Annotated in this window: 18 protein-coding genes; 12 read left to right on the top strand and 6 right to left on the bottom strand. The window is 72.2% G+C overall.

Annotated elements, in window-relative coordinates:
* Positions 1-15: 15 nt before the first annotated feature.
* The gene (locus BLV96_RS00095; RefSeq protein WP_208608091.1) at positions 16-1,500 is read left to right on the top strand and encodes an FUSC family protein; all 1,485 of its coding nucleotides are present in this window, start codon (positions 16-18) and stop codon (positions 1,498-1,500) included.
* Between the two features lie 72 nt (positions 1,501-1,572).
* On the top strand, positions 1,573-3,555 hold the full coding sequence (ligD, locus tag BLV96_RS00090) for a DNA ligase D (protein ID WP_086683497.1): 1,983 nt from the start codon (positions 1,573-1,575) through the stop codon (positions 3,553-3,555).
* On the opposite strand, the gene BLV96_RS00085 is transcribed toward ligD, so the two are convergent.
* The gene (locus BLV96_RS00085; RefSeq protein ID WP_158104230.1) at positions 3,552-4,838 is read right to left on the bottom strand and encodes a hypothetical protein; all 1,287 of its coding nucleotides are present in this window, start codon (positions 4,836-4,838) and stop codon (positions 3,552-3,554) included. The genes ligD and BLV96_RS00085 overlap by 4 nt on opposite strands.
* Positions 4,839-4,921: 83 nt before the next feature.
* On the bottom strand, positions 4,922-5,863 hold the full coding sequence (locus BLV96_RS00075; RefSeq protein ID WP_086683505.1) for a glycoside hydrolase family 43 protein: 942 nt from the start codon (positions 5,861-5,863) through the stop codon (positions 4,922-4,924).
* Between the two features lie 128 nt (positions 5,864-5,991).
* On the opposite strand from BLV96_RS00075, the gene BLV96_RS00070 reads away from it, so the two are divergent.
* Positions 5,992-7,089, top strand: a complete 1,098-nt coding sequence (locus BLV96_RS00070; RefSeq protein ID WP_244179975.1) for an AI-2E family transporter — start codon at positions 5,992-5,994, stop codon at positions 7,087-7,089.
* Between the two features lie 47 nt (positions 7,090-7,136).
* On the opposite strand, the gene BLV96_RS00065 is transcribed toward BLV96_RS00070, so the two are convergent.
* From BLV96_RS00065 to BLV96_RS00055, 3 genes are all read right to left on the bottom strand, one after another.
* Positions 7,137-7,487: a hypothetical protein gene (locus BLV96_RS00065; protein WP_086683523.1), complete on the bottom strand. Its 351-nt coding sequence runs from the start codon at positions 7,485-7,487 to the stop codon at positions 7,137-7,139.
* 323 nt (positions 7,488-7,810) lie between these two features.
* A complete protein-coding gene (locus tag BLV96_RS00060) occupies positions 7,811-8,179 on the bottom strand; it encodes a hypothetical protein (RefSeq protein ID WP_086683526.1) in 369 nt (122 codons plus the stop codon).
* Positions 8,180-8,486: 307 nt separating this feature from the next.
* Positions 8,487-8,813: a hypothetical protein gene (locus BLV96_RS00055; RefSeq protein ID WP_244179974.1), complete on the bottom strand. Its 327-nt coding sequence runs from the start codon at positions 8,811-8,813 to the stop codon at positions 8,487-8,489.
* A 268-nt stretch (positions 8,814-9,081) separates the two neighbouring features.
* Between BLV96_RS00055 and BLV96_RS00050 the strand changes: the two genes are divergently transcribed.
* On the top strand, positions 9,082-9,456 hold the full coding sequence (locus BLV96_RS00050; protein ID WP_167379506.1) for a WGxxGxxG family protein: 375 nt from the start codon (positions 9,082-9,084) through the stop codon (positions 9,454-9,456).
* A 1,252-nt stretch (positions 9,457-10,708) separates the two neighbouring features.
* Complete coding sequence (locus BLV96_RS00045; RefSeq protein WP_086680070.1) at positions 10,709-11,179, top strand: hypothetical protein; 471 nt, start codon at positions 10,709-10,711, stop codon at positions 11,177-11,179.
* Positions 11,180-11,325: 146 nt separating this feature from the next.
* Here the strand turns inward: BLV96_RS00045 and BLV96_RS00040 are convergent, their stop codons facing one another.
* Positions 11,326-12,261, bottom strand: coding sequence for a hypothetical protein (locus BLV96_RS00040; RefSeq protein ID WP_086680072.1), 936 nt, complete (start codon positions 12,259-12,261; stop codon positions 11,326-11,328).
* Positions 12,262-12,455: 194 nt separating this feature from the next.
* On the opposite strand from BLV96_RS00040, the gene BLV96_RS00035 reads away from it, so the two are divergent.
* The 7 genes from BLV96_RS00035 (at position 12,456) to BLV96_RS00005 (ending at position 21,129) form a co-directional block, all read left to right on the top strand.
* A complete protein-coding gene (locus BLV96_RS00035; RefSeq protein WP_086680074.1) occupies positions 12,456-13,454 on the top strand; it encodes a polysaccharide deacetylase family protein in 999 nt (332 codons plus the stop codon).
* Between the two features lie 1,543 nt (positions 13,455-14,997).
* Positions 14,998-15,774 carry a DUF3152 domain-containing protein gene (locus BLV96_RS00030; protein WP_091388620.1) on the top strand — a complete coding sequence of 259 codons (777 nt, stop codon included), beginning with the start codon at positions 14,998-15,000 and terminating at the stop codon, positions 15,772-15,774.
* 63 nt (positions 15,775-15,837) lie between these two features.
* Positions 15,838-17,166, top strand: coding sequence for an extracellular solute-binding protein (locus BLV96_RS00025; protein ID WP_086676834.1), 1,329 nt, complete (start codon positions 15,838-15,840; stop codon positions 17,164-17,166).
* Entirely contained in the window at positions 17,163-18,068 is a 906-nt protein-coding gene (locus BLV96_RS00020; protein WP_086676835.1) for a carbohydrate ABC transporter permease, read from the top strand. The genes BLV96_RS00025 and BLV96_RS00020 overlap by 4 nt, the downstream gene beginning before the upstream one ends.
* Entirely contained in the window at positions 18,065-18,889 is an 825-nt protein-coding gene (locus BLV96_RS00015; RefSeq protein WP_086676836.1) for a carbohydrate ABC transporter permease, read from the top strand. The genes BLV96_RS00020 and BLV96_RS00015 overlap by 4 nt, the downstream gene beginning before the upstream one ends.
* Positions 18,890-19,136: 247 nt before the next feature.
* Positions 19,137-19,988, top strand: a complete 852-nt coding sequence (locus BLV96_RS00010) for a geranyl diphosphate 2-C-methyltransferase (protein ID WP_086676837.1) — start codon at positions 19,137-19,139, stop codon at positions 19,986-19,988.
* Positions 19,989-19,995: 7 nt separating this feature from the next.
* Complete coding sequence (locus BLV96_RS00005; protein ID WP_086676838.1) at positions 19,996-21,129, top strand: family 2 encapsulin nanocompartment cargo protein terpene cyclase; 1,134 nt, start codon at positions 19,996-19,998, stop codon at positions 21,127-21,129.
* Positions 21,130-21,237: the final 108 nt, after the last annotated feature.

Below are 21,237 nucleotides of genomic sequence, written 5' to 3'. Positions count from 1 at the left end.
GCCCGCCCCCGGGCCTTGCTCTTCGCGCTCCCCGCTGCCGGCCGGCGGTGGAGCGCCGGGCTGCGGGCCGCGACTGTCGTCCTCCTCGCCGGCGCCATCGTCGTCCTCACCGGACACCCCACCGAAGCCCTCTTCGTCACCTTCGGCGCCTTCGCCGTTCTCTACGGCGAAGGCCGCCCCTACCGCGTCCGCGCCCGTGTGGTCCTCACCGCCGCCGCCACTCTCCTGCTCGCCGCCGGGCTCGGGACCGCCGTCGGCACCGAAGCCGGCACCAAAGCCGGCGTCGTCATCGTCGTCACCGCGGTCGCCGTCCTCGCCGTCTACGCCGTCGATGCCCTGCGGCTCGGCCCGCCCGGCGCCCTCTTCTTCGCCCTCGTCTGCGGTGGTGCGCTCATCGCCACCGAAGCCGGCGCCGCGCCGCTCTCCCTGCTCCTCTGCACCGCGCTCGGCGGCGCGTCCTCCGTCGTCGTGTCCATGGCCGGCGCCCTCGCCGACCGGCACAAGCCCGAACGCACCGCCGTCGGCAAGGCCGTCAAAGCCGTCGATACCTTCCTCGAAACCGGGACGCCCACCCGGCACGCCGCCGCGTCGGCCATCTCGGCCGCCTGGAACGCCGTCCACGACGCCGGCCACGGCCCCGGCTCCGAACTCGCCACGACGCTCATCGCCGCCCACCGGCGCTTCACCGCCGCGACCGACGAGGAAACCGCGGCCCTGCCCCTGCCCCGCCCCAGCGTCGGTTACCGGCTGCGACGGTCGGCGTCCCTCCGTTCCCACGCCACGGTGACCGCCCTGCGCGTCGGTGCCACCTGCGTGATCGCCGGAACCCTCAGCGCGGCGCTGGGCCTGGACCGCCCGCACTGGGCGGTCCTCAGCGCGCTCGTCGTCCTGCAGCAGGGCACCGATCGCCTCCACGCGAACGTGCGAGGCCTGCAGCGCTTCGCCGGAACCGCCGTCGGCCTGGGCCTCTTCGCCGCGCTCTCCCTGCTCGCTCCCACCGGGATCGCGCTGGTCGCCGCCGTCGCGGTGCTGCAGTTCTGCATCGAACTGTTCGTCCCGCGCAACTACGCGGTCGCCGTCGTCTTCATCACGCCGGTCGCCCTGCTGGCCGGCGGCGCCGCGGCGGCCGGCTCGATCGGCCCCGTCGTCCGCGACCGCCTGGTGGAGACGCTGATCGGCGTCGCCCTCGCGGTGCTCGCCCAGTACCTGCTCGCCCCGAACGCCCACCGCACGACGTTCGGCTGGACCGAAGCCCGCGTCCGCGCCGCCGCGCTGGCCCTGCTCGCGGCCGGCCCGTCGGCGATGGAACTCCGCCGCGACCTGCAGTTCGAGCTCGAAGGCACGACGCGCGCGGCGGTCGACTCGGCCCACAACGACCTCGCCTGGACGCGCCGGCACTGGCCGGCGCACGCCGAACTCGTCCACCGCGGCTATGACATGCTCGCCGCGTGCTGGGCGGCCACACCGCTCGCCCCGGAGTGGGAACAAGCGTTCCGGTAGCTTTCACCTGCACAAACCCAGCGAGGCTAGGCCGAACGGGTTACCTTCGGGAGGCACACACGGAGGTTCGGCATGGCTGGTCACGACGCACCCGGCGTCCCCGCGTGGGTCGAGCCGATGCTGGCCAAGGCCGACGGCGGCCGGCTGCGCAGCGGCGCCGAGTGGGCGTACGAGTACAAACTGGACGGCTACCGCGCCGCCATGCGGATCGCCCCGGACGGCACCACCGTCCTCACCAGCCGCAACAACATCGACTTCACCGCCGAGTTCGCCGAGCTCGCCGGGGTGCTCGCCCCCGCGCTCGACGGCCGGGCCGCCTACCTCGACGGCGAGGTCGTGGTCTACGGCGAAGACGGCCGGATCGACTTCGAGCTCATGCAGGAACGCCGCGGCCGCTGGGTCCGGCACCAGAGCGGACCGAAGGGACGGCCGTTCGACGACGTCGCGGTCCGGTTCCTCGCCTTCGACCTGCTGCGGCTCGGCGACCGCGACCTGCTGAAGGAGCCGTACGACGAGCGCCGCGGCCTGCTGGCCGGCCTGCCGATGCCCGATCCGTACCGCGTCTCGGTGGTCCGCGCGGTCACCTTCGACGAGCTCGCCGCCGACCGCCGCACGCCGGCGGACTTCCTGGCCCACGCCGCGTCGGCCGGCTACGAGGGTGTGGTCGCGAAGCTGCGCGGCTCCGCCTACGTTCCCGGGCAGCGGCCGGATTCCTGGCTGAAGCACCCGCTGATCCGCACTCAGGAGGTCATAGTCTGCGGCTGGCGCCCCGGCCAGCGCAGCTTCACCGGCACGCTCGGCGGCCTCCTGCTCGGCGCGCACGACCCCGGCACCGGCGACCTCGTCTACATCGGTGACGTCGGCACCGGCTTCAGCCAGGCCACCCGCGCCGACCTGATGGCGCAGCTGCAGCCGCTCGAACGCCGCACGCACCCGTTCGCGACGACACCGCCGCGCGAAGACACCGTCCGCGCGCGCTGGGTCGAGCCGCGGCTGGTCGGGGAGATCGTCTACCGCCAGTTCACGCGCGGCGGCCGCGTCCGCCACACCGCCTGGCGCGGCCTGCGGGCCGACAAGGAGCCGGCCGACGTCGTCGCCCCGCGCGCGACGGAACCCGCCGCCGCTCCACCCCCGCCTCCCGAACCGGCCGGCCAGCGGATCACCGTGCAGGCCGGAAACCGGCGGCTCACCTTGTCCAATTTGGACAAAGTGTTGTACCCGGCGGACGGCTTCACCAAGGGCGAGGTGATCAACTACTACTCGCGGATCGCGCCGGTCCTGCTGCCGCACCTCGCCGGCCGCCCGGTGACGTTCATCCGCTACCCCAACGGGGTTGCCGGCGAGAAGTGGTTCGAGAAGAACGTCCCGAACGGCGCGCCGCCGTGGTTGCGCACGGTCCGGCTGCCGAGCACGGGTTCGCGCGGCAGCGGCGACACGATCGACTACCCGCTCCTCGACGACCTCCCGGCGCTGGTCTGGTCGGCGAACATGGCGGCCGTCGAACTGCACGTTCCCCAGTGGACGGTCGAACCGGACGCGACGCGCCGGCCGCCCGACCGCCTGGTGTTCGACCTCGACCCCGGCCCGGGCACGACGGTCGTCGACTGCGCACGCGTCGCCGAACGCCTGCACGACGTCCTGGCCGCCGACGGCCTGACCGCGTTCGCGAAGACGTCGGGGTCGAAGGGGATGCAGCTGTACTGCGGCATCCGGACCGACGACCCGGCGGCGCCGTCGGCGTACGCGAAGCGGCTCGCGCAGCAGCTCGCGAAGGAGACGCCCGGCGAGGTGACCGCGGTGATGGCCAAGGCGCAGCGCGGCGGCCGGGTGTTCATCGACTGGAGCCAGAACAACCCGGCGAAGACGACGGTCGCCCCGTATTCACTGCGCGGCCGCGATCATCCGACGGTGTCGACGCCGGTGACGTGGGACGAGGTCCGCGCGTGCCGGCACGTGAACCACTTGACGTTCACGGCGGAGGAGGTCCTCGACCGCATCGACGAGCACGGTGACCTGCTCGCCGGTTTGGCCGAGGACCGGGCGCCGCTGCCCTAGTGCCGGTTGAGGATGCGCTTGGCTTGGTGCAGGAGGCCCTGCACGCCTTTGCGGCCGCCGGTGGTCTTGCCCGGCGGCGGTTTCTCGGTCGGGGTTTCCTCGACGGACTGGGTTCGCGGCGCGGGGATTTCGCCGGCGATGGTTCCCGACTCGCTCGCCGAGGCTTCCGGGCGCGGCTCGACGGGTGGGGCTTCGACGGGCCGCGGTTCGGCGCCACGGGCCGGCGCGGCCGCCGATCGCGCGGCGACGGGCGCCTGAGCACGAAGGGGCTGTCGCGGGAGTTCGGGTGCGGCCTGCGGCTCGGTGCGAGGCTGGGTTTCGGCGGCGGGCTGCGCCTCCCTTCGAGGCTGGAGCCGGCTCTGCGGCGCGGGTTCGGGTCGCGGCTCGGCACGGACCTGAGGCTGGGTTTCCGCCCGCACCTTCCCTTCAGCCCGGATCTGGCTCTGCGGCGCGGATTCGCGCAGCGGCTCGGCACGGACCGGAGGCTGGGTTTCCGCCCGCACCTCCCCTTCAGCCCGGATCTGGCTCTGCGGCGCGGATTCGCGCAGCGGCTCGGCACGGACCTCAGGCTGAGCCTCCGCCCGCACCTCCCCCTGATCCCGGAGCCAGCTCTGCGGCGCAGATTCGGGCAGCCGCTCGGCACGAACCTCACGCTGAGCCTCCGCCCGCACCTCCCCCTGATCCCGGAGCCAGCTCTGCGGCGCAGATTCGGGCAGCCGCTCGGCACGAACCTCACGCTGAGCTTCCGCCCGCACCTCCCCCTGATCCCGGAGCTGGCTCTGCGGCGCAGATTCGGGCAGCTGCTCGGCACGGACCGGAGGCTGCGTTTCCGTCCGCACCTCCCCTTCAGCCCGGGTTTGGCTCTGCGGCGCGGAATCGGGCAGCGAGGCGGCACGGACCTCAGGCTGAGCTTCCGCCCGCACTTCCCCCTGCCCCCGGACCTGGCCCTGCGACACGGAATCAGGCACCGGCTCGGCACGAACCTGAGGCTGACCTTCGGCCGCAGGCTGAGGCGCAGCCCGCACCTCCTGCCCCCGAGCCGGCGACTCGACCGGCCGCTGCGCCCGGACCTGGTTCAGCGGCTGCTCCGACCCGAGCATCTCCGGCGTCACGACCGGCGTCATCAGCGGCGTGTGCGCGGCATCGGCGTTCGGCCGCGCCGGTTCCTGCGCCTCCGGGTAGCGGGCCAGCGGGTCGGTCTCCGTCGGCACCGTGCGGCTTCGCAGCAACCCCACGCACCCCAGCAGGCCGAGCAACCCGATCAGACCCCAAAACACCGTCATGACGGTCCTCCCTTTCCACGCTCCCGCCTCGGATAACCGGCCACGCGCGGCCCAACCGGACCGCTACCCGTGTGAGTGACAGCTCAGCCCAGCTGCGGCACATCGCCCGGGAACGAAATCGGCAGTTCGTACATCCCCCTCGCCGTGCGCGCGCCGCCGAGCCAGCCGTGGAAGTAGATGTGGCCGTCCACGACGTCGGCGCCGCCCGGGGCGTCCACCTTGGCGCCGAGCAGTTCCGTCGACAGGAACTGGGCGTCCGCCTTCACGAACGGGCCGGTCACCGTCGGCGCCGACGCGTAACACGTGTGGTAGCCCGAACTCTGGAACGTGTCCGCCGAATAGAACAGCAAGAAGCGGTTCGCGGTCTTCACCACCGACGGTGCTTCGACGACCGCCTTCTCCGCGTTCAGGTCCGCGCGCAGCAACTCGGTGCGCGCACCGGTGAGCGTGCGCCCGTCGGCCCCGAGCTTCTGCAGCCAGATCGCGGCCGGCACGCCGGTCGCGGCGCCGTCGGCCTTGTAGAGCAGGTAACGGGTTCCGTCCGCGTCGAGGAACGTCTGCGGGTCGATGTCGCCGTGGTCCTCCGGCACGCAGACCAGCGGCTGGTCACCGGCCGGGGTGTAGGGGCCCGCCGCCTTGGCCGCGGTCGCCGCACCGAGGCACATCTCGCCGCCCGCCGTCTTCGCCGCCGAGAAGTACAGGACGAAGGTGCCGTCCGGCAGCTGGGTGACGTCCGGCGCCCAGAACCCGCCGTCCGGTTTGGCCCACGCGGGGACCGCGCCGAGCGCGTCGCCGGTGACGCGCCACGGCCCTTCCGGCGCCGTCGCCGTCGCCACCGGGACCCGGCCCGAGCCGGTGCTCGTCGAGAACGCGAAGTAGCCGCCCGGCGTCTTCACGACGTCCGGGTCGGGGAAGTCCTGGTTGATCAGCAGCCGGGGTTCGCTGGCCGCCGCTGCCGCCGGGCAGACGGCGAACGCGGCCACGAGCGCGATCACGGGAGCGAGCAGGAGTTGCCGGGTGCGCATACGCGATTCTGGTGACATTCCCAGGCTCTCGGCAGTATCAGGTGGACGTGGTCACCGGGAAGCGTGGACTTGCCCGCGCGCCCGGATCGGGTGGATTCGACCGGCCGCCAAGGGGTAGCCGCCAGCGCATGCACGCACCGAAAGGCCGTGGCGCCTACCGCGCCGGGCACGCCGTCGGGGAAGCCGAAGGCGCGGCCACCCGGCAGGAGAAACCCCTGGGCACGCCGGGAAAGCCGCTCGACCGCCGGTCGCCGTTCTTCGCCGGGCTGACCGCCGCGGCCGGGGTGGTCGTCACGGTCGCGATCGTCGAGGTCGTCCTCGCGGCGTCCGACGTGCTGCTGCTGATCGGCATCGCGTTCTTCATCGCGGTCGGGCTGGAACCGGTGACCGCCCGGCTCACCCGCCGGATGCCCCGCGCGCTCGCCGCCGGGGTCGTCGTCGTGACCGGGCTGGCCGTCTTCGCCGCCGCGGTCGCCGGCGCCGCCGTTCCGCTGTCCGACCAGATCGGGCAGCTGCGCGACGGCGCGCCGCACTTCCTGGCGCTGCTGCGCGACCCGGGCACGCTCATCGGCCGCGCGAACGAGACGTTCGGGCTCGAAGCCGCCCTCCGGGGCATCCACCTGACGGACGTCGCGAAGTCGGTCGCCGGCGTGCTGGGTGACGCCGCGATCGTCGTCGTGCTCAGCACGTACTTCGTCGCTGACTTCCCGCGGGTTCGCACGGCGCTCTACCGGCTGGCTCCCCGGTCGCGACGCCCGCGCGTGATCCTGATCGGCGATGCCGTCTTCCGGAAGGTCGGTGCCTACCTGGTCGGCAACGTCGTGGTGTCGCTGATCGCGGGGGTCCTGACGTTCGCGTGGCTGTGGTGCTTCGGCGTGCCCTATCCGCTGGTGCTCGCCCTGCTCGTCGCCGTCCTGGACCTCGTGCCCGTCGCCGGTTCGGTGGCGGCCGGGATCGGCACCACGCTCGTCGCGCTGACGGTTTCGGTGCCCGCCGGTCTCTCGACCGCCGGCTTCTTCGTCGGCTACCGCGTGCTCGAGGACTACGTGCTGCTCCCGAAGATCGTCGGCCGGGCCGTGCGGATCCCGGCGCTCGTCACGGTCGTCGCGGTGCTGATCGGCTTCGAGCTGCTCGGCGTGGTCGGCGCCTTCGTGGCGGTGCCGGTTGCGGCGGCCGTCCTCCTAGTGCTGCGGGAAGTGGCCGTGCACCGGCTCGACCGGACGTGAAACCGCCGCGCGGGGGGCAACCGCGCGGCGGCTTCGACCAGGACCGGTCAGTTGTCCTGCGCGGTCCCGCCGTCGGAGATGGCACCGCTGGCGCAGTTGAACGGGGACTTGCCGTCCGCCTCGTGCTCGCCCGGGGAGAGCACCGGCACGCCGACGCCCTCGGCGACGTGCTGGACCGGCACCTGGACGCCGAGCACGTTGACGTTGTCGTCGCAGACGCCGGCGACCGCGTCCAGGTTGTGCACCGCGTCGAGGTTCTGCACGTTGGCGAGGCCGACCTGGTCGCTGTGGTCGATCGGGTGTCCGGCGACGGTGACGCCGGCCGCGGACGCGGACCCGCCGAGCACCGCCATCCCGGCGGCGAGAGCGGTGGCGACGAAGCCGAGCTGCTTGATCACTTGAAGAACTCCTTTAAGCGACCCACCGGACCGTCCGGTGGGGGATCAGGGGACGAGAACGGGGCCCGGCTTCGGTTCGCCGGACCGCGGCAAGTCGGTTAGGGTGCGGTTCACGCCGGGTGGGACCGGCGCACTTTCTCCAGGTCGTGACCGGTCCCACCCGTGCCGGCGACGTCCGGCGTCGCGGCGGGCCCGGGACGCGGAACCGGAGTGTGCAGCTCGCTCCGCGTTCCGGGCTCGCGTCACGACGTCGACGCGGATCGCCGTTTCCCGTGCCGGCCGCCGGCGTCCGCACACACAGCGGGCGGCGGCGGCACGGAACCTCAGTTGCTCTGGCTCGTTCCGCCGTCGGCCAGCTCGCTGGCGGCGCAGTTGTACGGCGCCTTGCCGTCGGCCTCGTTCTCGCCCGGCGACAGGATCGGGACACCGATGCCGTTGAGCGACTCGCGGATCGGCACCTGGACGCCGAGGACGTTGACGTCGTTGCCGCAGAGGCCCGGCGTGACGTCGACGTTGTGCAGCACGTCGGTGTTGTTGAGGTTCACGAGGCCGACCTGGCCCGAGTAGTCGTAACCGCCGTGGGTGTGGCCGTGGTGGCCGTGCTCGTCCGGGGTGCCGGCGGCGGCGACCCCGCCGGCCAGGAAGGCGCCCGCCGCGGCGGCGGCCGTGACGAAGCCGAGCTTCTTCAGCATGGGAATTCTCCTCGATCGACAATTGCGTCGGATGGGCGGCAGTGAAGGTGTGTTCTCCGCCTGGTGTGAGGGAAACGTACTGATCTCGCCGCACCGGTTCCACTCCATGCCACCATCGTGTGGGTGCCGCAAGCCCCTGACCGGCCTACTAGTGGTCCGAACGGGTTAACCGCATCCGTTTCGCCGCAACTGTTCGCCCACCATGGTGCGCCCGCATTCCTTGTGCGGCAAGGGCGTTCTCCGGGTACGACGAAGAGCCCTGCGCCGCCTCGGTGGAGGCGACGCAGGGCTGGTGTGCCGGGGTTTCCTAGCCGGGCCAGGCCTCCGCTTCGGCGGTGAGGGCCGTCGTCACGTCGATTTCGCCGGACCGCACCCGCCACGCGAGCGAGCCGGGGCGCGGTTCGAGCAGGTGCCAACCTGTGACGTTTTCGTCGGTGTAACAAGGGTTTTCGTCATCACCGATGCCGAGCGCGGCGAAGTACTGACGGGCGGGCCAGGTCTCGGGCACCCAGGCGCGCGCCCAGCGCACGACGATGCGCGCGAGGTCGTTGCGGCCGTCCGCCGGGTGGATCAGGCGGTCGCCGGTGGTGCAGATCAAGCGTGCGGAGAAGGTCGCGCCCAGCGGGGCGACCACGAGCTGACTGTTCATTACTCCCCCGGGTCCACGGCGGTGGACGGTATTTCCCGATACGGATGCGCACTCGCGAGAAAAGGGGAAGGACTCAGGTGGCGGACGCACACGTCCTTCCATGGCTCCTGCTTGAACCGACGGCCATTCTACAAACGGCGCCCGGGCCCCGGAATCGGGGTCGGGTCGCCCGTTCCCGTGACAGCGGGTGTGAACGCGGACGGCCCGGGTAAGCGGCCGGTGACCGCCCGCCCGAACGGAAGGAAGAACCGAGATGAACCGAACGGCACGAAACCTCCTGGCCGGCACCGCCGCGGCGGCCGCCATCGCGATGACCGGGACTTTCCCGGCCGCGGCGGCGCCGAGCACCCCGGTATCGGCGGCGCAATCGGACAACGACGGCACCGTCCGGGACGACAACGACGGCAACGGTTTGTGGGGCCTGCTCGGGCTGGTCGGGTTGCTAGGCTTGGCCGGGTTGGCCCGGCGCGGGCCGAAGACCGGAGCCATGGCCGGGTACCCCGCCGCGGGAGGGACTGCCCGTCCCGAGGCGGTTCCGCACGCGGAGGCGGCTCCGCGGGCCGGACAGGCTCCGCCGGTGAACACGTACCCGCCCGCGGAGCCGCGTCGCACGCCGCCGGGAGCCTGAGGTTCGGGGGACTCGGCGGGGCGGCCGGGTTCGCGGAGGGTCGGGTTGGCGACCGCCGCGGCGCGACCGGTCCCGCCGGTTTCCCGGGTTCGCGGGGCCCGCCTCGGAGAAGCAATTCTGCAGTGGAGTTCCGCGACCAGGCGCGCGACCGCTGCGCCGCGACCGAGCCCGCCAGTCTCCCGAGATTCCGGAAACCGAGCACCGCAGCCGAACTCACCGGCAACCAGTCGGGCGACCGCCGAGCCGCGACTAAGCCCGCTAGGCTCCTGACCACCGCAGCCAAACCCACCGGCGACCAGGCGAGCGGCCGCCGGGCCGCGACCTAGCCCGCCAGGCTGCTGACCATCGCAGCCGAACTCACCGGCAACCAGTCGGGCGACCGCCGGGCCGCGACCGAGCCCGCCAGACTCCTGACCACCGCAGCCAAACCCACCCGCAACCGAGCGAGCGGCCACTACACCACGACCAAGCCCGCCGGTCTCCTGACCGCCGCAGCCGAACCCACCGGCAACCGAGCGAGCGGCCCCACCCGTCACCCGAGGTCTCGGCCACACGAGGCCACCCGCGGGATCGGCTGGGCCGGCACCGCCAAGCGCGTCGGCACAGCCGGGCGCGTCGGAACTCCTCCCGCGCACCGCTTCCGGTGGCCGAGTTCCCCTGCCGCGCCGCACCTGATCCCCTCTTCTCCCGCACAGAACGTCCCGGCACCAGCGGTGCCGGGACGTTCTGCGTTTTGGTGTTCTCCAGAAGGTGTCCAAGTTGTCAGGTCTCGGCACCGAGGAAGCCCCGGAAGACCGGAAACCGGGTCCGGCGGCCGCCGCTCAGATTAGCGAAGCACTCAGCGCGCAAGAAGTGGTTTCGCATCGTACCCTTCTTAAGAGTGGCTTTCCCCGTGCAGGCAAATGCGCATGGTTACCCATGAAAAACCCTGACAAACCTCACAATCGAGTGAAACTCGCCTGCCACGCGAGAACCACTCCAGTCATACCTTCCGTGAAGAAACCAGGCTCATTTCAGCCGTTCATCGTAACGAACACTCACCAACGAGTGATGCGATCACACTTCGTAATCGGCGTGCGGAATTGTCGATCACCGGCTTCACGCGAACTTGATGTTTGTTCCGCGGATCCCGAACCGCCGTGCACCGAGCGAAATCGCCGGGTCCGCCGAGGTCAGAGGATCCGCTCGCGGTATTCGCCGCACGCGATCACGATGATCTCCAGTCGGTATCGGAATTCCGGAGGAGTACGACATGAAAAGTGCACTGGCCCGGGCGGTCACGGTTTTCCTCACCGCGACGGCGGTGACCCTGACCGGGGTGGGCGTGGCGTCGGCGGGTGGACCCGGCGGCAGCGGCTCGTCGAGCACGACGAGCGCGGCGGCCCAGGTCCAATCCCTGCGCGACCAGCTGGTCTCGCGAGCGGACGACGGCGACGTCGCCGGCACGCGGGTCACCCTGACCAACCTCGATCCGGTCCTCACGGATCTGGCCCAGGGCAAGCGGTACACCATCCAAGCCGACACCCGCGACAAGGCGGCGACGGCTCAGCAAGACACCACCGAAGCACGCGACGGCGTCGACCGGCTGGCCGCGGACCTGAAGGCCCGTCAGAGCCTCCCGCCGGTCTCCGCGCTCCTCAACGCGTTGCTGCAGCGCGTGCTGATCTCGCTGTCCGCTCTCGTGAACGACCTTCTCGGCGGGCTGCCCGTCCCGATCGGCTAGGGAGCGATCGGAACCCCGGACGGACAGCCGGCGATGGCCCGGTGCGGCTCACCTCCCCGCACCGGGCTTTCGTCGTCTCCGGAAACCCGGTGCGGACCCACGAAAAGCCCGGTGCGGATCCGCACCGGGCTTTCGCGCCACCGCTCCTATTCGTAGACGACGTAGGCGGGCACCGGGCTCAGCGCCAGCACGTCCGCCGGGGTCATCAACGCGGCGCCGCGGCGGGTGTCCTCGTCGAAGAACAGCTTGAACCCGGGCCGCACGTGCTCCGGCCTGGTCCTCATGAGCGTCTTCCACGTCGCCTTCTTCGCCGCCGCCGAACCTATTCCGTCGACGACCTTCACCGGCGCGACCCCGGCGTGCGCGAGCAGGAGCTCTTCGTCGCGCACCACCGACGACGCCACCTGGTGGTACACCATGACCTTCGCCGGCAGGCGGTGCGCTTCGGCCAGGTCGCCGAGGTAGCGCGCGACGCCGTCGAGCTCGTCCCCGGTCGTGCGGCCGAACTTCTTCCCCGGCACGACACCCGGTTCCACCGCCCACTCGGGGTCGAGCGCGACGCCGACGTCCGGCTCGGTCAGCCACCGTTCGTACGCCCGCACCTCCGGCAGGAAGTCGGCGCGGCCGGGCTGGATGTTCAGCAGCAGCAACCCGTTCAGGGCGCGCGCGGCGTCGAGGTAGTCCCGGACCGTCTCCTCGCCGCAGCGGCTGCGGTACATGCCGTCCTCGCCGGGCGAGCGGTGCACGGTCGTCGCGATCAGCTCGACGACCGGGGTGACGGGCCGGCCCGCCGGGAAAGCGCGGATCCGCTGGCGGAGTTCGCGGCTCGCCGCCGCCAGGTCGCCGGTCATCCGGCCGAGCGCCGGGGACCCGGGCGCTCCGCAGAAGCCGACGAGCAGCCCTTTGTCCAGGGGGTTCGGCGGTGGCGTGGGCGGGGCCGGCGTCGCGGTGACCGGCACGACGAGCGCCCGCCCCGCCTGGCGTGCGCCGCACGCGCTCGCCGCCAGACCGGTGAGGGCGGCGGTGAGGACCAGGCGACGATCGAAGGTGCGTCCGGCGGCGGACGGCGTTTTCGGGACCATCGCAGGGAAATACCCGCGTCGATCTTCGCGCAAACGTCGTGGGCGATGATCACCGCATCGTGCCGGAGGCCGATTCGTGACCATGCCCGCGGCCTGCGGAAACATGGAAATCCGGACTGTGGCGGGGAAATCCGCGCTCACCCGACCCGGTGCATCGGGCCGCGCCGCGGCGGGCCCGCCCCCAGACTTCCCGCATGCGTAGCCTTTTCCGGTTCGGCGCCGGGTTCGCCGTGGTGGCCGCCGTGACGGCGTGCGGCGCCCCGGCGCCCGCCGAGACCCCGGTGCCCCGGCCGGCGCCCGCCGCCGCCACGCCCGCCCGCGTCACGCCCGCGCTCGCGCGCCAGGTCGGCGCCGACGAGCTCGGCCGGGTGCCGATCCTGATGTACCACCGGATCGTCGAGCGGCCGCGGTCGGTGTACGACCGCACGCCCGCCGACTTCACCGCGGAGCTCGAGCGGCTGGCGGCGGAGGACTACGTCCCGGTGACGACGGCCGAGCTGGTGTCCCGCCGGCTCGACCTCCCGGCCGGCGCGCACCCGGTGGTCCTGACGTTCGACGACGGCGACCCGAGCACGTTCGCGTTGACGCCGCAGGGACAGCCGGCGGCGGGAACGGCGATCCGGATCCTGCTGGACGTCGCGGCGGCGCACCCGCGGTTCCGCCCGGTGGCGAGCCTGTACGTCAACGAGCACCCGTTCGGCGCGCCGGACGACGGGCCGGCGCTGCGTTGGCTGGCCGCCCACGGCTTCGAGATCGGCAACCACACGCGCCACCACACGAACCTGCGCACGGCATCGGAAAGCGAGGTGACGACGGCGATCACGGAGGAGGACGCGGCGATCCGCGCGACCGGCTACCAGCCGCGGACGCTGGCGCTGCCGTACGGGACGCACCCCCGCCACCCGGAGTCGGCGTTGCGGGGACCGGGCTACGCGTACGAAGGGGCGTTGCTGGTGGGGGCCGGGCCGGCGCCTTCGCCGTGTTCCGCCGATTTCGACCCGGGGGCGATCCCGCGGATCCGGTCGCAGTCGAGCGGCACGGAGGCGGAGTACGGCTCGTCGCACTGGCTCGACGTACTGGCCGCACCCCACGGCAACCGCTACACGTCCGACGGCGACCCGGCGACGGTGGCGTACCCCCGATCGGCGGAGGCCCCGGGCCCGGCGTGCGCGAGCGTGGGCCTTGCCTACTGAACCGGCGCGCGTCGATTGGCTGCCCCAGCCCCGGCCGCGGCCGGCCCGGCTGGTGGAGGAGGAGATCCCGGCGGCGGGGGTGCCGCGAGCTCGCCGGCGGTTGCGGTTCCGCCGCGCGGGGGCGGTGCCCCGGCCGCGTTCGGCTGTGGAGGGGTGTGCGGCGGGGGTTCCGGTGGCTCCAGGGGTTCCGGTGGCTCCGGGGGTTCCGGTGGCGCCGGAACCTCGGCTGCCGGAGCCGCCCGCGGCGGAATCGCCGTTGCGGGCCGAGCCGCCGACGGAACCATTGCGGCGGCCGGTGTTCGGGGTGTTCGAGCGGCCGGAGCCACCGATGGTCCCGGCGGCTGAACCGGCTGCGCTGCAAGGACAAGCGAGTCCGCCGACCGCGCCGGCCGAACTACGCCGGCCGGCTGCACACCCGACCACGCCGGCCGAACCGCTCGCCCCGGCAGCACCAGCCAACCCCGCGACCGAACGCCCGGCCGCAACAGCACAAGCGGGCCCCGCGACAAAGCCCCCGGCCGCGCCCACGACCGCAGCAGTGCAGGCGCGCCTCGCGACCAAACCCCCGACCGCACCGCTCGAGGCACTCAGCCCGGCAGCACAACCGAGTCCGGCGGGCGCGCCGGCCGAACCACGCCAGCCGGCTGCACACCCGACCACGCCGGCCGAACCGCTCGCGCCGGCAGCACAAGCGAGTCCCGCGACCGAGCGCCCGGCCGCGCCGACGACCGCAGCAGTGCAGGCGAGCCTCGCGAACAAACCCCCGACCGCGCCGCTCGGCGCACTCAGCCCGGCAGCACAAGCGAGTCCGGCGGGCGCGCCGGCCGAACCACGCCGGCCGGCCGCACACCCGACCACGCCGGCCGTACCGCTCGCCCCGGCAGCACCAGCGAGTCCCGCGACCGAGCGCCCGGCCGAACCGCTCGCCCCGGCGACACAAGTCAACCTCGTGACCGAACCCTCGGCCGAACCACCGACCGCTGCAGTGCAAGCGATCCTCACGACCGAACCACTGCTCCCGCACCCGACCACGCCAGCCGAACCACCCACCGCGACACCACAAGCCAACCCCGCGACCAAGCCTCCGACGGCGCCGGCTGAGGCACTCAGCCCGGCACCACAAGCCAACCCGGCGACCGAGCCGCCGGTCCCGGCAGCACAAGCGACCCTCGCGACCGAACCACCGCTCGCGCGCCCAACCACGCCGACCGAACCACCCACCGCGACACCACAAACCAACCCGGCGACCGAGCCGCCGGTCCCGGCAGCACAAGCACGCCTCGCGACCGAACCACCGCTCGCGCACCCGACCATCTCAGCCGAACCGCTCGCCCCGGCACCACAAGCCAACCCCGCCACCGAGCCGCCCCCACCCGCCGATCCCACTGCCTCGCCCGAGCCGTCGCCCATCATCTGGCCGTCCGGGCCCGAACCCGCGCCGCCCACCACCGCCGTTCTCCCGCTGGCGACCGAACCCCGTCGCTCCCCCGAAGAACTCACCGCGGCCAAGCTCCTGGAGACACCAGCCGAGGTCCCCGCGCCCATGCCCTGGTGGCCGCCCGCCGTACTCGTCTTCGCCGTCGTCCTCGCCGTGGCCCTTCTCCTGCTCCCCCGCGCCGCCGAACCGCGGCGGCTCGGTGGCATCCCCACTCCCCTCTCCCCCACCGCCGCGCCGGTCACGACCCGGCCGCCGGAACCCGCCGCGCTTCCCGACGGTCCGCCGGTCACCCCCCTCGGGAACGGGACCTGGCACGTCCTCGACGGTCCCGCCACCCTCGCCGGGGCCGGCAAAGGTGCCGAAGAGTTCACCTACACCGTCGAAGTCGAAGACGGCGTCGACGCCCCCGGGTTCGCCGAACAGGTGGACGCCGTCCTCACCGATCCGCGTGGCTGGATCGGCCAGGGCAAGGTCGCTTTCCGGCGGGAAACCGCGGCCGACGCGAAGCCGGAAGTGCGGATCAGCCTCACCACCCCCGGCACCAGCCGCCGGCTCTGCGGGTTCGCCATCCCCTACGACTCCTCGTGCCACCTGACCCACCGGATCGTGCTCAACCTCGCCCGGTGGATCCGGGGCGCCCACTCCTTCGGCGGCGACCTCGCCGGCTACCGGGCCTACGCCGTCAACCACGAGATGGGGCACGCCCTCGGCTTCGGGCACGTCGGCTGCCCGGCACCCGGCGCGCCCGCGCCCGTCATGATGCAACAGACCTTCGGGCTCTCCAACACCTACCTCGCCGAGCTCAACCGCGCCGAACCCGGGGCCGCCACGCGGATCCGGGCCGACGGTGCCGTCTGCCGCCCGAACCCCTGGGTCGGCTGACCGTGGTTTGGACCGCCGGACGCCGGGTACCCACCGCAGGCTCTGCCGCGGGGAAGGGGTGCCATGGTGCGGAAACTTCTGGCCGGTGCGGGAGCCGTCCTGCTGCTCGCAGGGTGCGGTGGGGTCGGGTCGAGCGGTGGCGGCGAAACCTCGTTGACCACCATGGGGTTCGGCCTCGGTGACGAGATCGCCACCACCCGCGCCGACCTGGCCGGGAAGGCCATCGCGCCGGCGACGGTCAAGATCGGCGGCAGCGCCTTCGACGCCCAGCAGTTCCTGGCCGCCGTCGCCTCGCACACCCCGCCGGACCTCGTCTACCTCGACCGTCAACTGCTCGGTACCTACGCCGCCCGCGGCACCCTCGAACCGCTGACCGGCTGCATCGCGCAGCAGCACGTCGACGTCGGCCAGTACCGGCCCGCCGCGCTGAAGGAGGTCACCCTCGACGGCGTCGTCTACGGCCTGCCCGAGTTCTACGACAACCGGGTCCTGCTGGTCAACGACGCCGCCGTCGAAGCGGGCGGCCTACGCCCGCAGGACGTCACCACGACCGATCGCGACAAGCTCGCGGACTCGGCCCGGAAGCTGACCGCGCGCACGGGGAGCGGGCTGACGCGGATCGGGTTCGACCCGAAGATCCCCGAGTTCCTCCCGTTGTGGGCCAAGGCGAACGGCGTCGCGATGCTGAGCGGCGACGGCCGGACCGCCCACCTCGACGACCCGCGGCTGGCCGCCGTCCTCGAGTACACCAAGTCCCTGATCGACGCGCAGGGCGGCTGGGGCGCGGTCAAGGCGTTCCGCGACTCCTTCGACTTCTTCGGCGAGAAGAACCCCTTCAAGCAGGGGCAGCTGGCCTCGACCCTCATGGACGACTGGTACCTCAACGTCCTCGCGAACTACTCCCCCGACGTCCGGATGTCGGCCAAGCCCTTCACCGACACCGCGGGCACGCCGATCGACTGGGTCACCGGCAGCGCCTGGGTGATCCCCGCCGGCAGCACCCACAAGGACCAGGCCTGCGCCTGGATCAAGACGATGACCGACGCGCCGACGTGGGTCGCCGCCGCGAAGGCGCGCGCGGAGAAGCGCCGCGCCGCCGGCAAGGCGTTCACCGGCGTCTACACCGGCAACCGCGTCGCGGACCAGGAGATCTTCGGTTCGATCGTGCAGCTGGCGGATCGCCCCGCGTTCGGCTCCGCCGTGCAGGCCGTGCTCCGCGCGCAGGACAGCGCGTTCACCATCCCCGCGTCCCCGGCCGGCTCCGAGTTCAAGACGGCCTGGCAGAACGCCGTCAACCGCGTGCTGTCGGGCGAGCAGCAGCCCGCCGACGCGCTGCGCCAAGCCCAGCAGGAGGCCCAGCGCGCGCTCGACGCCGCGGTGGCCCACCGGTGAAGCGGCGCACGAAGGAAGCTTGGGCCGCGTACGCCTTCCTGTCGCCGTGGATGATCGGCTTCGTGGTCTTCATGGCGGTCCCGATGGTCGCCAGCCTGGTCCTGTCGTTCACCGACTACGACGCGCTGCGCTCGCCGGACGCCGTTGGCTGGGCGAACTACCGGCGGCTGCTCGACGACCCGGCCGTGCGCAAGAGCCTCGTCAACACGCTGGTGTACACCGTGCTTTCGGTGCCGTCGACGATGGCCGTCTCACTCGCGCTCGCCGCGTTGCTCAGCCGGGCCGGGCGCCGCTCGGCCGGCTTCTTCCGCACGGTGTTCTACCTGCCCGAGATCACGCCGAAGGTCGCCGTCGGCGTGCTGTTCCTCATCCTGTTCAACGGCCAGGCCGGCCTGGTCAACGCCGTGCTGGGTCTCGTCGGCATCGACGGTCCCCAGTGGAGCACCGACCCGGTGTGGGTGAAGCCGGGGCTGGTGCTCATGCACCTGTGGTCGGTGGGCAGCACGGTGGTGATCTACTTGGCCGCGCTGCGCGGCGTGCCGCGGGAGCTGTACGAGGCCGCCGAACTCGACGGCGCGTCGGCGTGGCAGCGGTTCCGGCGGATCACCGTCCCGATGATCAGCGGCGCGCTGTTCTTCACGCTCATCGTCCAGACGATCGCGGCACTGCAGTCGTTCGACGAGGCGTACACGGCCTTCTACGGCTCCGCGGCGTCGGCGACCTACAGCAGCGACGCGGCGTTGTTCTACCTCATCTACCTGTTCCGGCAGGCGTTCGAGTTCCTCCACCTCGGGTACGCCTCGGCGATGGCGTGGCTGCTGTTCCTCGTGATCCTGGCGATCACGCTGGTGCAGGTCCGGCTCAGCCGGCGTTTCGTGCACTACGAAGGCGGCGACCGGTGACCGCGCGGCGCGTGCTCCGCTGGGTGCTCCTCACCGCGGCGACCGTCCTGTTCCTCTACCCGTTCGTGTGGTTGCTCAGCGCCTCGCTCAAGCCCGGCGGGCAGGTCTTCGACAACGCGCTGCTCCCACACACGTGGGCGTGGGGCAACTACGCCGACATCTGGCGGGCGGCCCCGGTCGCGGCCTGGCTGCTCAACAGCGTGGCCGTGTCACTGGCCGCCGCCGTGACGGTGACGCTCACCAGCTCCCTGGTCGCGTTCGGGTTCGCCTACTTCCGGTTCCCCGGCCGCAACGCGCTCTTCGGCCTGGTGCTCGCCACGATGATGCTGCCCGGCGCGGTGACCATGATCCCGGTCTACCTGATCTGGAACAGCGCCGGCCTCGCGCACACGCAGGTGCCGCTGTGGGCGGGCAACCTGTTCGGCAGCGCGTTCTACATCTTCCTGCTGCGCCAGTTCTTCCTCGGGCTCCCGCGCGAGGTCTTCGAGGCGGCCCGGGTCGATGGCGCGAGCCACTGGACGCTCTTCTGGCGCATCGCGGTGCCGCTCTGCCGGCCGGCGCTGATCGTCAGCTTCGTCTTCGAGCTCAAGGCCAGCTGGTCGGACCTGCTCAAACCGCTGATCTACCTGCGCGACCCGGCGCTGTACACGCTGCCGCGCGGGCTCAAGGCACTGTCCGACCAGTTCGGCCAGGCGGGTGAACAACGCTGGGAGATCGTCCTCGCCGGCAGCGTCCTGACGACCGTGCCGCTGCTGATCGTCTTCTTCCTCGCCCAACGCTACTTCCTCGCCGGCATCACCACCGACAACCGACGAGGCTGACGACCCACGGTCGCGCCTCGTCAGCCGGACGAGTCACGGCCGATCTCGATAGGGTTCCTCCGCGGCTGCCGTCCACCACCGCGCGCAGGGTCCCCGTTGGGCCAGACGGGCCACGCCCGGGCAGCGCGAGTGAAGCTCCTTGTCCCCGCCGATCTTTCCTCGCTAGCGTCGACGGAGAGGGGACGACCCCGGCCTGTCCGGAGAGTTCCTTGCCCCCCAAGGAAAAACGCGAATGAGGAGTTTCTCGATGACGGCTCTCGACCAGCCCGTGACCCGCACCGCGTACCAGCAGTCGGTCGCCGACTACTGGAACGCGGAGAAGGACCCGGTGAACCTCCGGCTGGGCGATGTCGACGGCCTGTACCACCACCACTACGGCCTCGGCGACTACGACCCGGCCGTGCTCGAAGTGCCGGAGTCCCAGCGCGACCAGGCGATCATCGCCGAGATGCACCGGCTCGAGACGGCGCAGGCCGATGTCCTCCTCGACCACCTCGGCCCGATCGGGCCCGCCGACCGGCTGCTCGACGCCGGCTGCGGCCGGGGCGGCACGAGCGTCATGGCGCACCAGCGCTTCGGCTGCCAGGTCGACGGGATCTCCATCTCCGAGCAGCAGGTCGGGTTCGCCAACGACCACGTGCGGCAGCGCGGGATCGACGGCTCGGTGCGCTACCACCTGAAGAACATGCTCGACACCGGCTTCGAATCCGGCGTGTTCCAGGGCATCTGGAACAACGAGAGCACGATGTACGTCGACCTGCACGAGCTGTTCGCCGAACACGCCCGGCAGCTCAAGCCCGGCGGCCGGTACGTGACCATCACCGGGTGCTACAACGACGTCACCGGCGGCCGGTCGCGCGCGGTCAGCCAGATCGACCAGCACTACATCTGCAACATCCACGCCCGCGGCGACTACTTCAAGGCGTTGTCGGACACCGGCTTCGTGCCGATCAACGTCGTCGACCTGACGGCCGCGACGATCCCGTACTGGGAGCTGCGGGAGCGGTCCTCGGTCGCCACCGGCGTCGAGAAGCCGTTCCTGACCGCCTACCGCGAAGGCAGCTTCCACTACCTGCTCATCGCCGCCGACCGCGTCTGAGCCGGGCGTGCCGAGGGAGAGCACCATGACGACCGGGACCGCGTGTCCACAGTGGACCACCGAGGGCGCCGCGAGCCTGCTCGCGGGCCCGTTCGGCCTCGGCACGGCCGCGGCCCGGATCGCGACGCAGTTCGCGCCGGCGCCCGGGCAGGATCCGGCCTACGCCCACCTGCCCTGGGGCGACGGCACCGCGACGCCGTTGTACTGCCCCGTCCAGGGACGGGTCGACGACGCCCTCGCCGGGGAGGTCGACCGGCGGCTGGTCGCGTGGGCCGAAGACTGCGGGTTCACCGGTGAAGGCCTCGAGCAGATCGCCCAGGCCGGGTTCGGCCGGCTGGTGATGCTCGCCCACTCCGACTGCGACGACCCGGACCGGCTGCTCGTCGCGGCGCAGCTGAACGCGACGTGGTGGGCGGCCGACGACTACTACGCCGACGACAGCACGCTGGGCGCGGCGCCGACCGAACTGCCGCCACGCCTGGCGCTCGTCATGGCGGCCATGGACCCGGTCGCGCCGGCCGGGGAGTTCTCGGCGCCCCTCGAGGAAGCGCTGCGGGCGGACCCGATCCTCGTCGGGCTGCACTCGGCGATCGACCACCTGGGCCGGCACGGCTCCCCCGTGCTGGTCCAGCGGGTCTGCTACTCGACGTTCGCGATGTTCGTCAGCTGGGACGCCTACGCGGCGTGGCGCCACACCGGCCGCTACCCACCGGCGTGGGAGTACCTGGCGGCCCGCCAGCACGACAGCTTCTACACGTCGATGACCCTCGTCGACGCCGTCGGCGGCTACGAGCTGCCCGCGCCGTTCTACTACGACCCGCGCGTCCGGGAGGCGATGATGCGGGCCGGCACGGCGTCGGTGCTGGTCAACGACCTGCATTCGGTGGCCAAGGACGCCGCCGACGAGAAGCCGGTCTGCAACATGGTGCTGCAGATCGCCGCCGACCGGGGGTGTCCGGTCGAGGAGGCGGTCGAGGCGACCGTCGAGCTGCACAACAAGATCGTCCACGAGTTCGAGGACGGCCACCGGGAGCTGATGGCGGTCCCGTCGCCGGAGCTGCAGCGATTCCTCGTGGGCGTCCGCTCCTGGATGGGCGGCGGCTTCACCTGGCACGCCACCAACCCCCGCTACCAGTCTTGACCTACGAATGATTGGGTGGTTTTCGCTGTGACCGTCACCGACCCGGTGGACACCGACCAGGCACCACTGAGCCTCGGCCGGGCCGCCGCCCGCACCCTGGCGACCACG

Origin of the sequence: Amycolatopsis pretoriensis (genome assembly GCF_900107925.1) — a bacterium.
Taxonomy (GTDB): domain Bacteria; phylum Actinomycetota; class Actinomycetes; order Mycobacteriales; family Pseudonocardiaceae; genus Amycolatopsis; species Amycolatopsis pretoriensis.
This window is presented reverse-complemented; position numbering and strand designations above follow the sequence as displayed.

Bases quoted from the DNA above. Each gene is read 5' to 3' on its own strand.
- ligD (WP_086683497.1), top strand. From the start codon at position 1,573: ATGGCTGGTCACGACGCACCCGGCGTCCCCGCGTGGGTCGAGCCGATG.
- BLV96_RS00085 (WP_158104230.1), bottom strand. From the start codon at position 4,838: ATGACGGTGTTTTGGGGTCTGATCGGGTTGCTCGGCCTGCTGGGGTGC.
- BLV96_RS00075 (WP_086683505.1), bottom strand. From the start codon at position 5,863: ATGCGCACCCGGCAACTCCTGCTCGCTCCCGTGATCGCGCTCGTGGCC.
- BLV96_RS00070 (WP_244179975.1), top strand. From the start codon at position 5,992: ATGCACGCACCGAAAGGCCGTGGCGCCTACCGCGCCGGGCACGCCGTC.
- BLV96_RS00060 (WP_086683526.1), bottom strand. From the start codon at position 8,179: ATGCTGAAGAAGCTCGGCTTCGTCACGGCCGCCGCCGCGGCGGGCGCC.
- BLV96_RS00050 (WP_167379506.1), top strand. From the start codon at position 9,082: ATGAACCGAACGGCACGAAACCTCCTGGCCGGCACCGCCGCGGCGGCC.
- BLV96_RS00045 (WP_086680070.1), top strand. From the start codon at position 10,709: ATGAAAAGTGCACTGGCCCGGGCGGTCACGGTTTTCCTCACCGCGACG.
- BLV96_RS00040 (WP_086680072.1), bottom strand. From the start codon at position 12,261: ATGGTCCCGAAAACGCCGTCCGCCGCCGGACGCACCTTCGATCGTCGC.
- BLV96_RS00035 (WP_086680074.1), top strand. From the start codon at position 12,456: ATGCGTAGCCTTTTCCGGTTCGGCGCCGGGTTCGCCGTGGTGGCCGCC.
- BLV96_RS00030 (WP_091388620.1), top strand. From the start codon at position 14,998: ATGCCCTGGTGGCCGCCCGCCGTACTCGTCTTCGCCGTCGTCCTCGCC.
- BLV96_RS00025 (WP_086676834.1), top strand. From the start codon at position 15,838: ATGGTGCGGAAACTTCTGGCCGGTGCGGGAGCCGTCCTGCTGCTCGCA.
- BLV96_RS00010 (WP_086676837.1), top strand. From the start codon at position 19,137: ATGACGGCTCTCGACCAGCCCGTGACCCGCACCGCGTACCAGCAGTCG.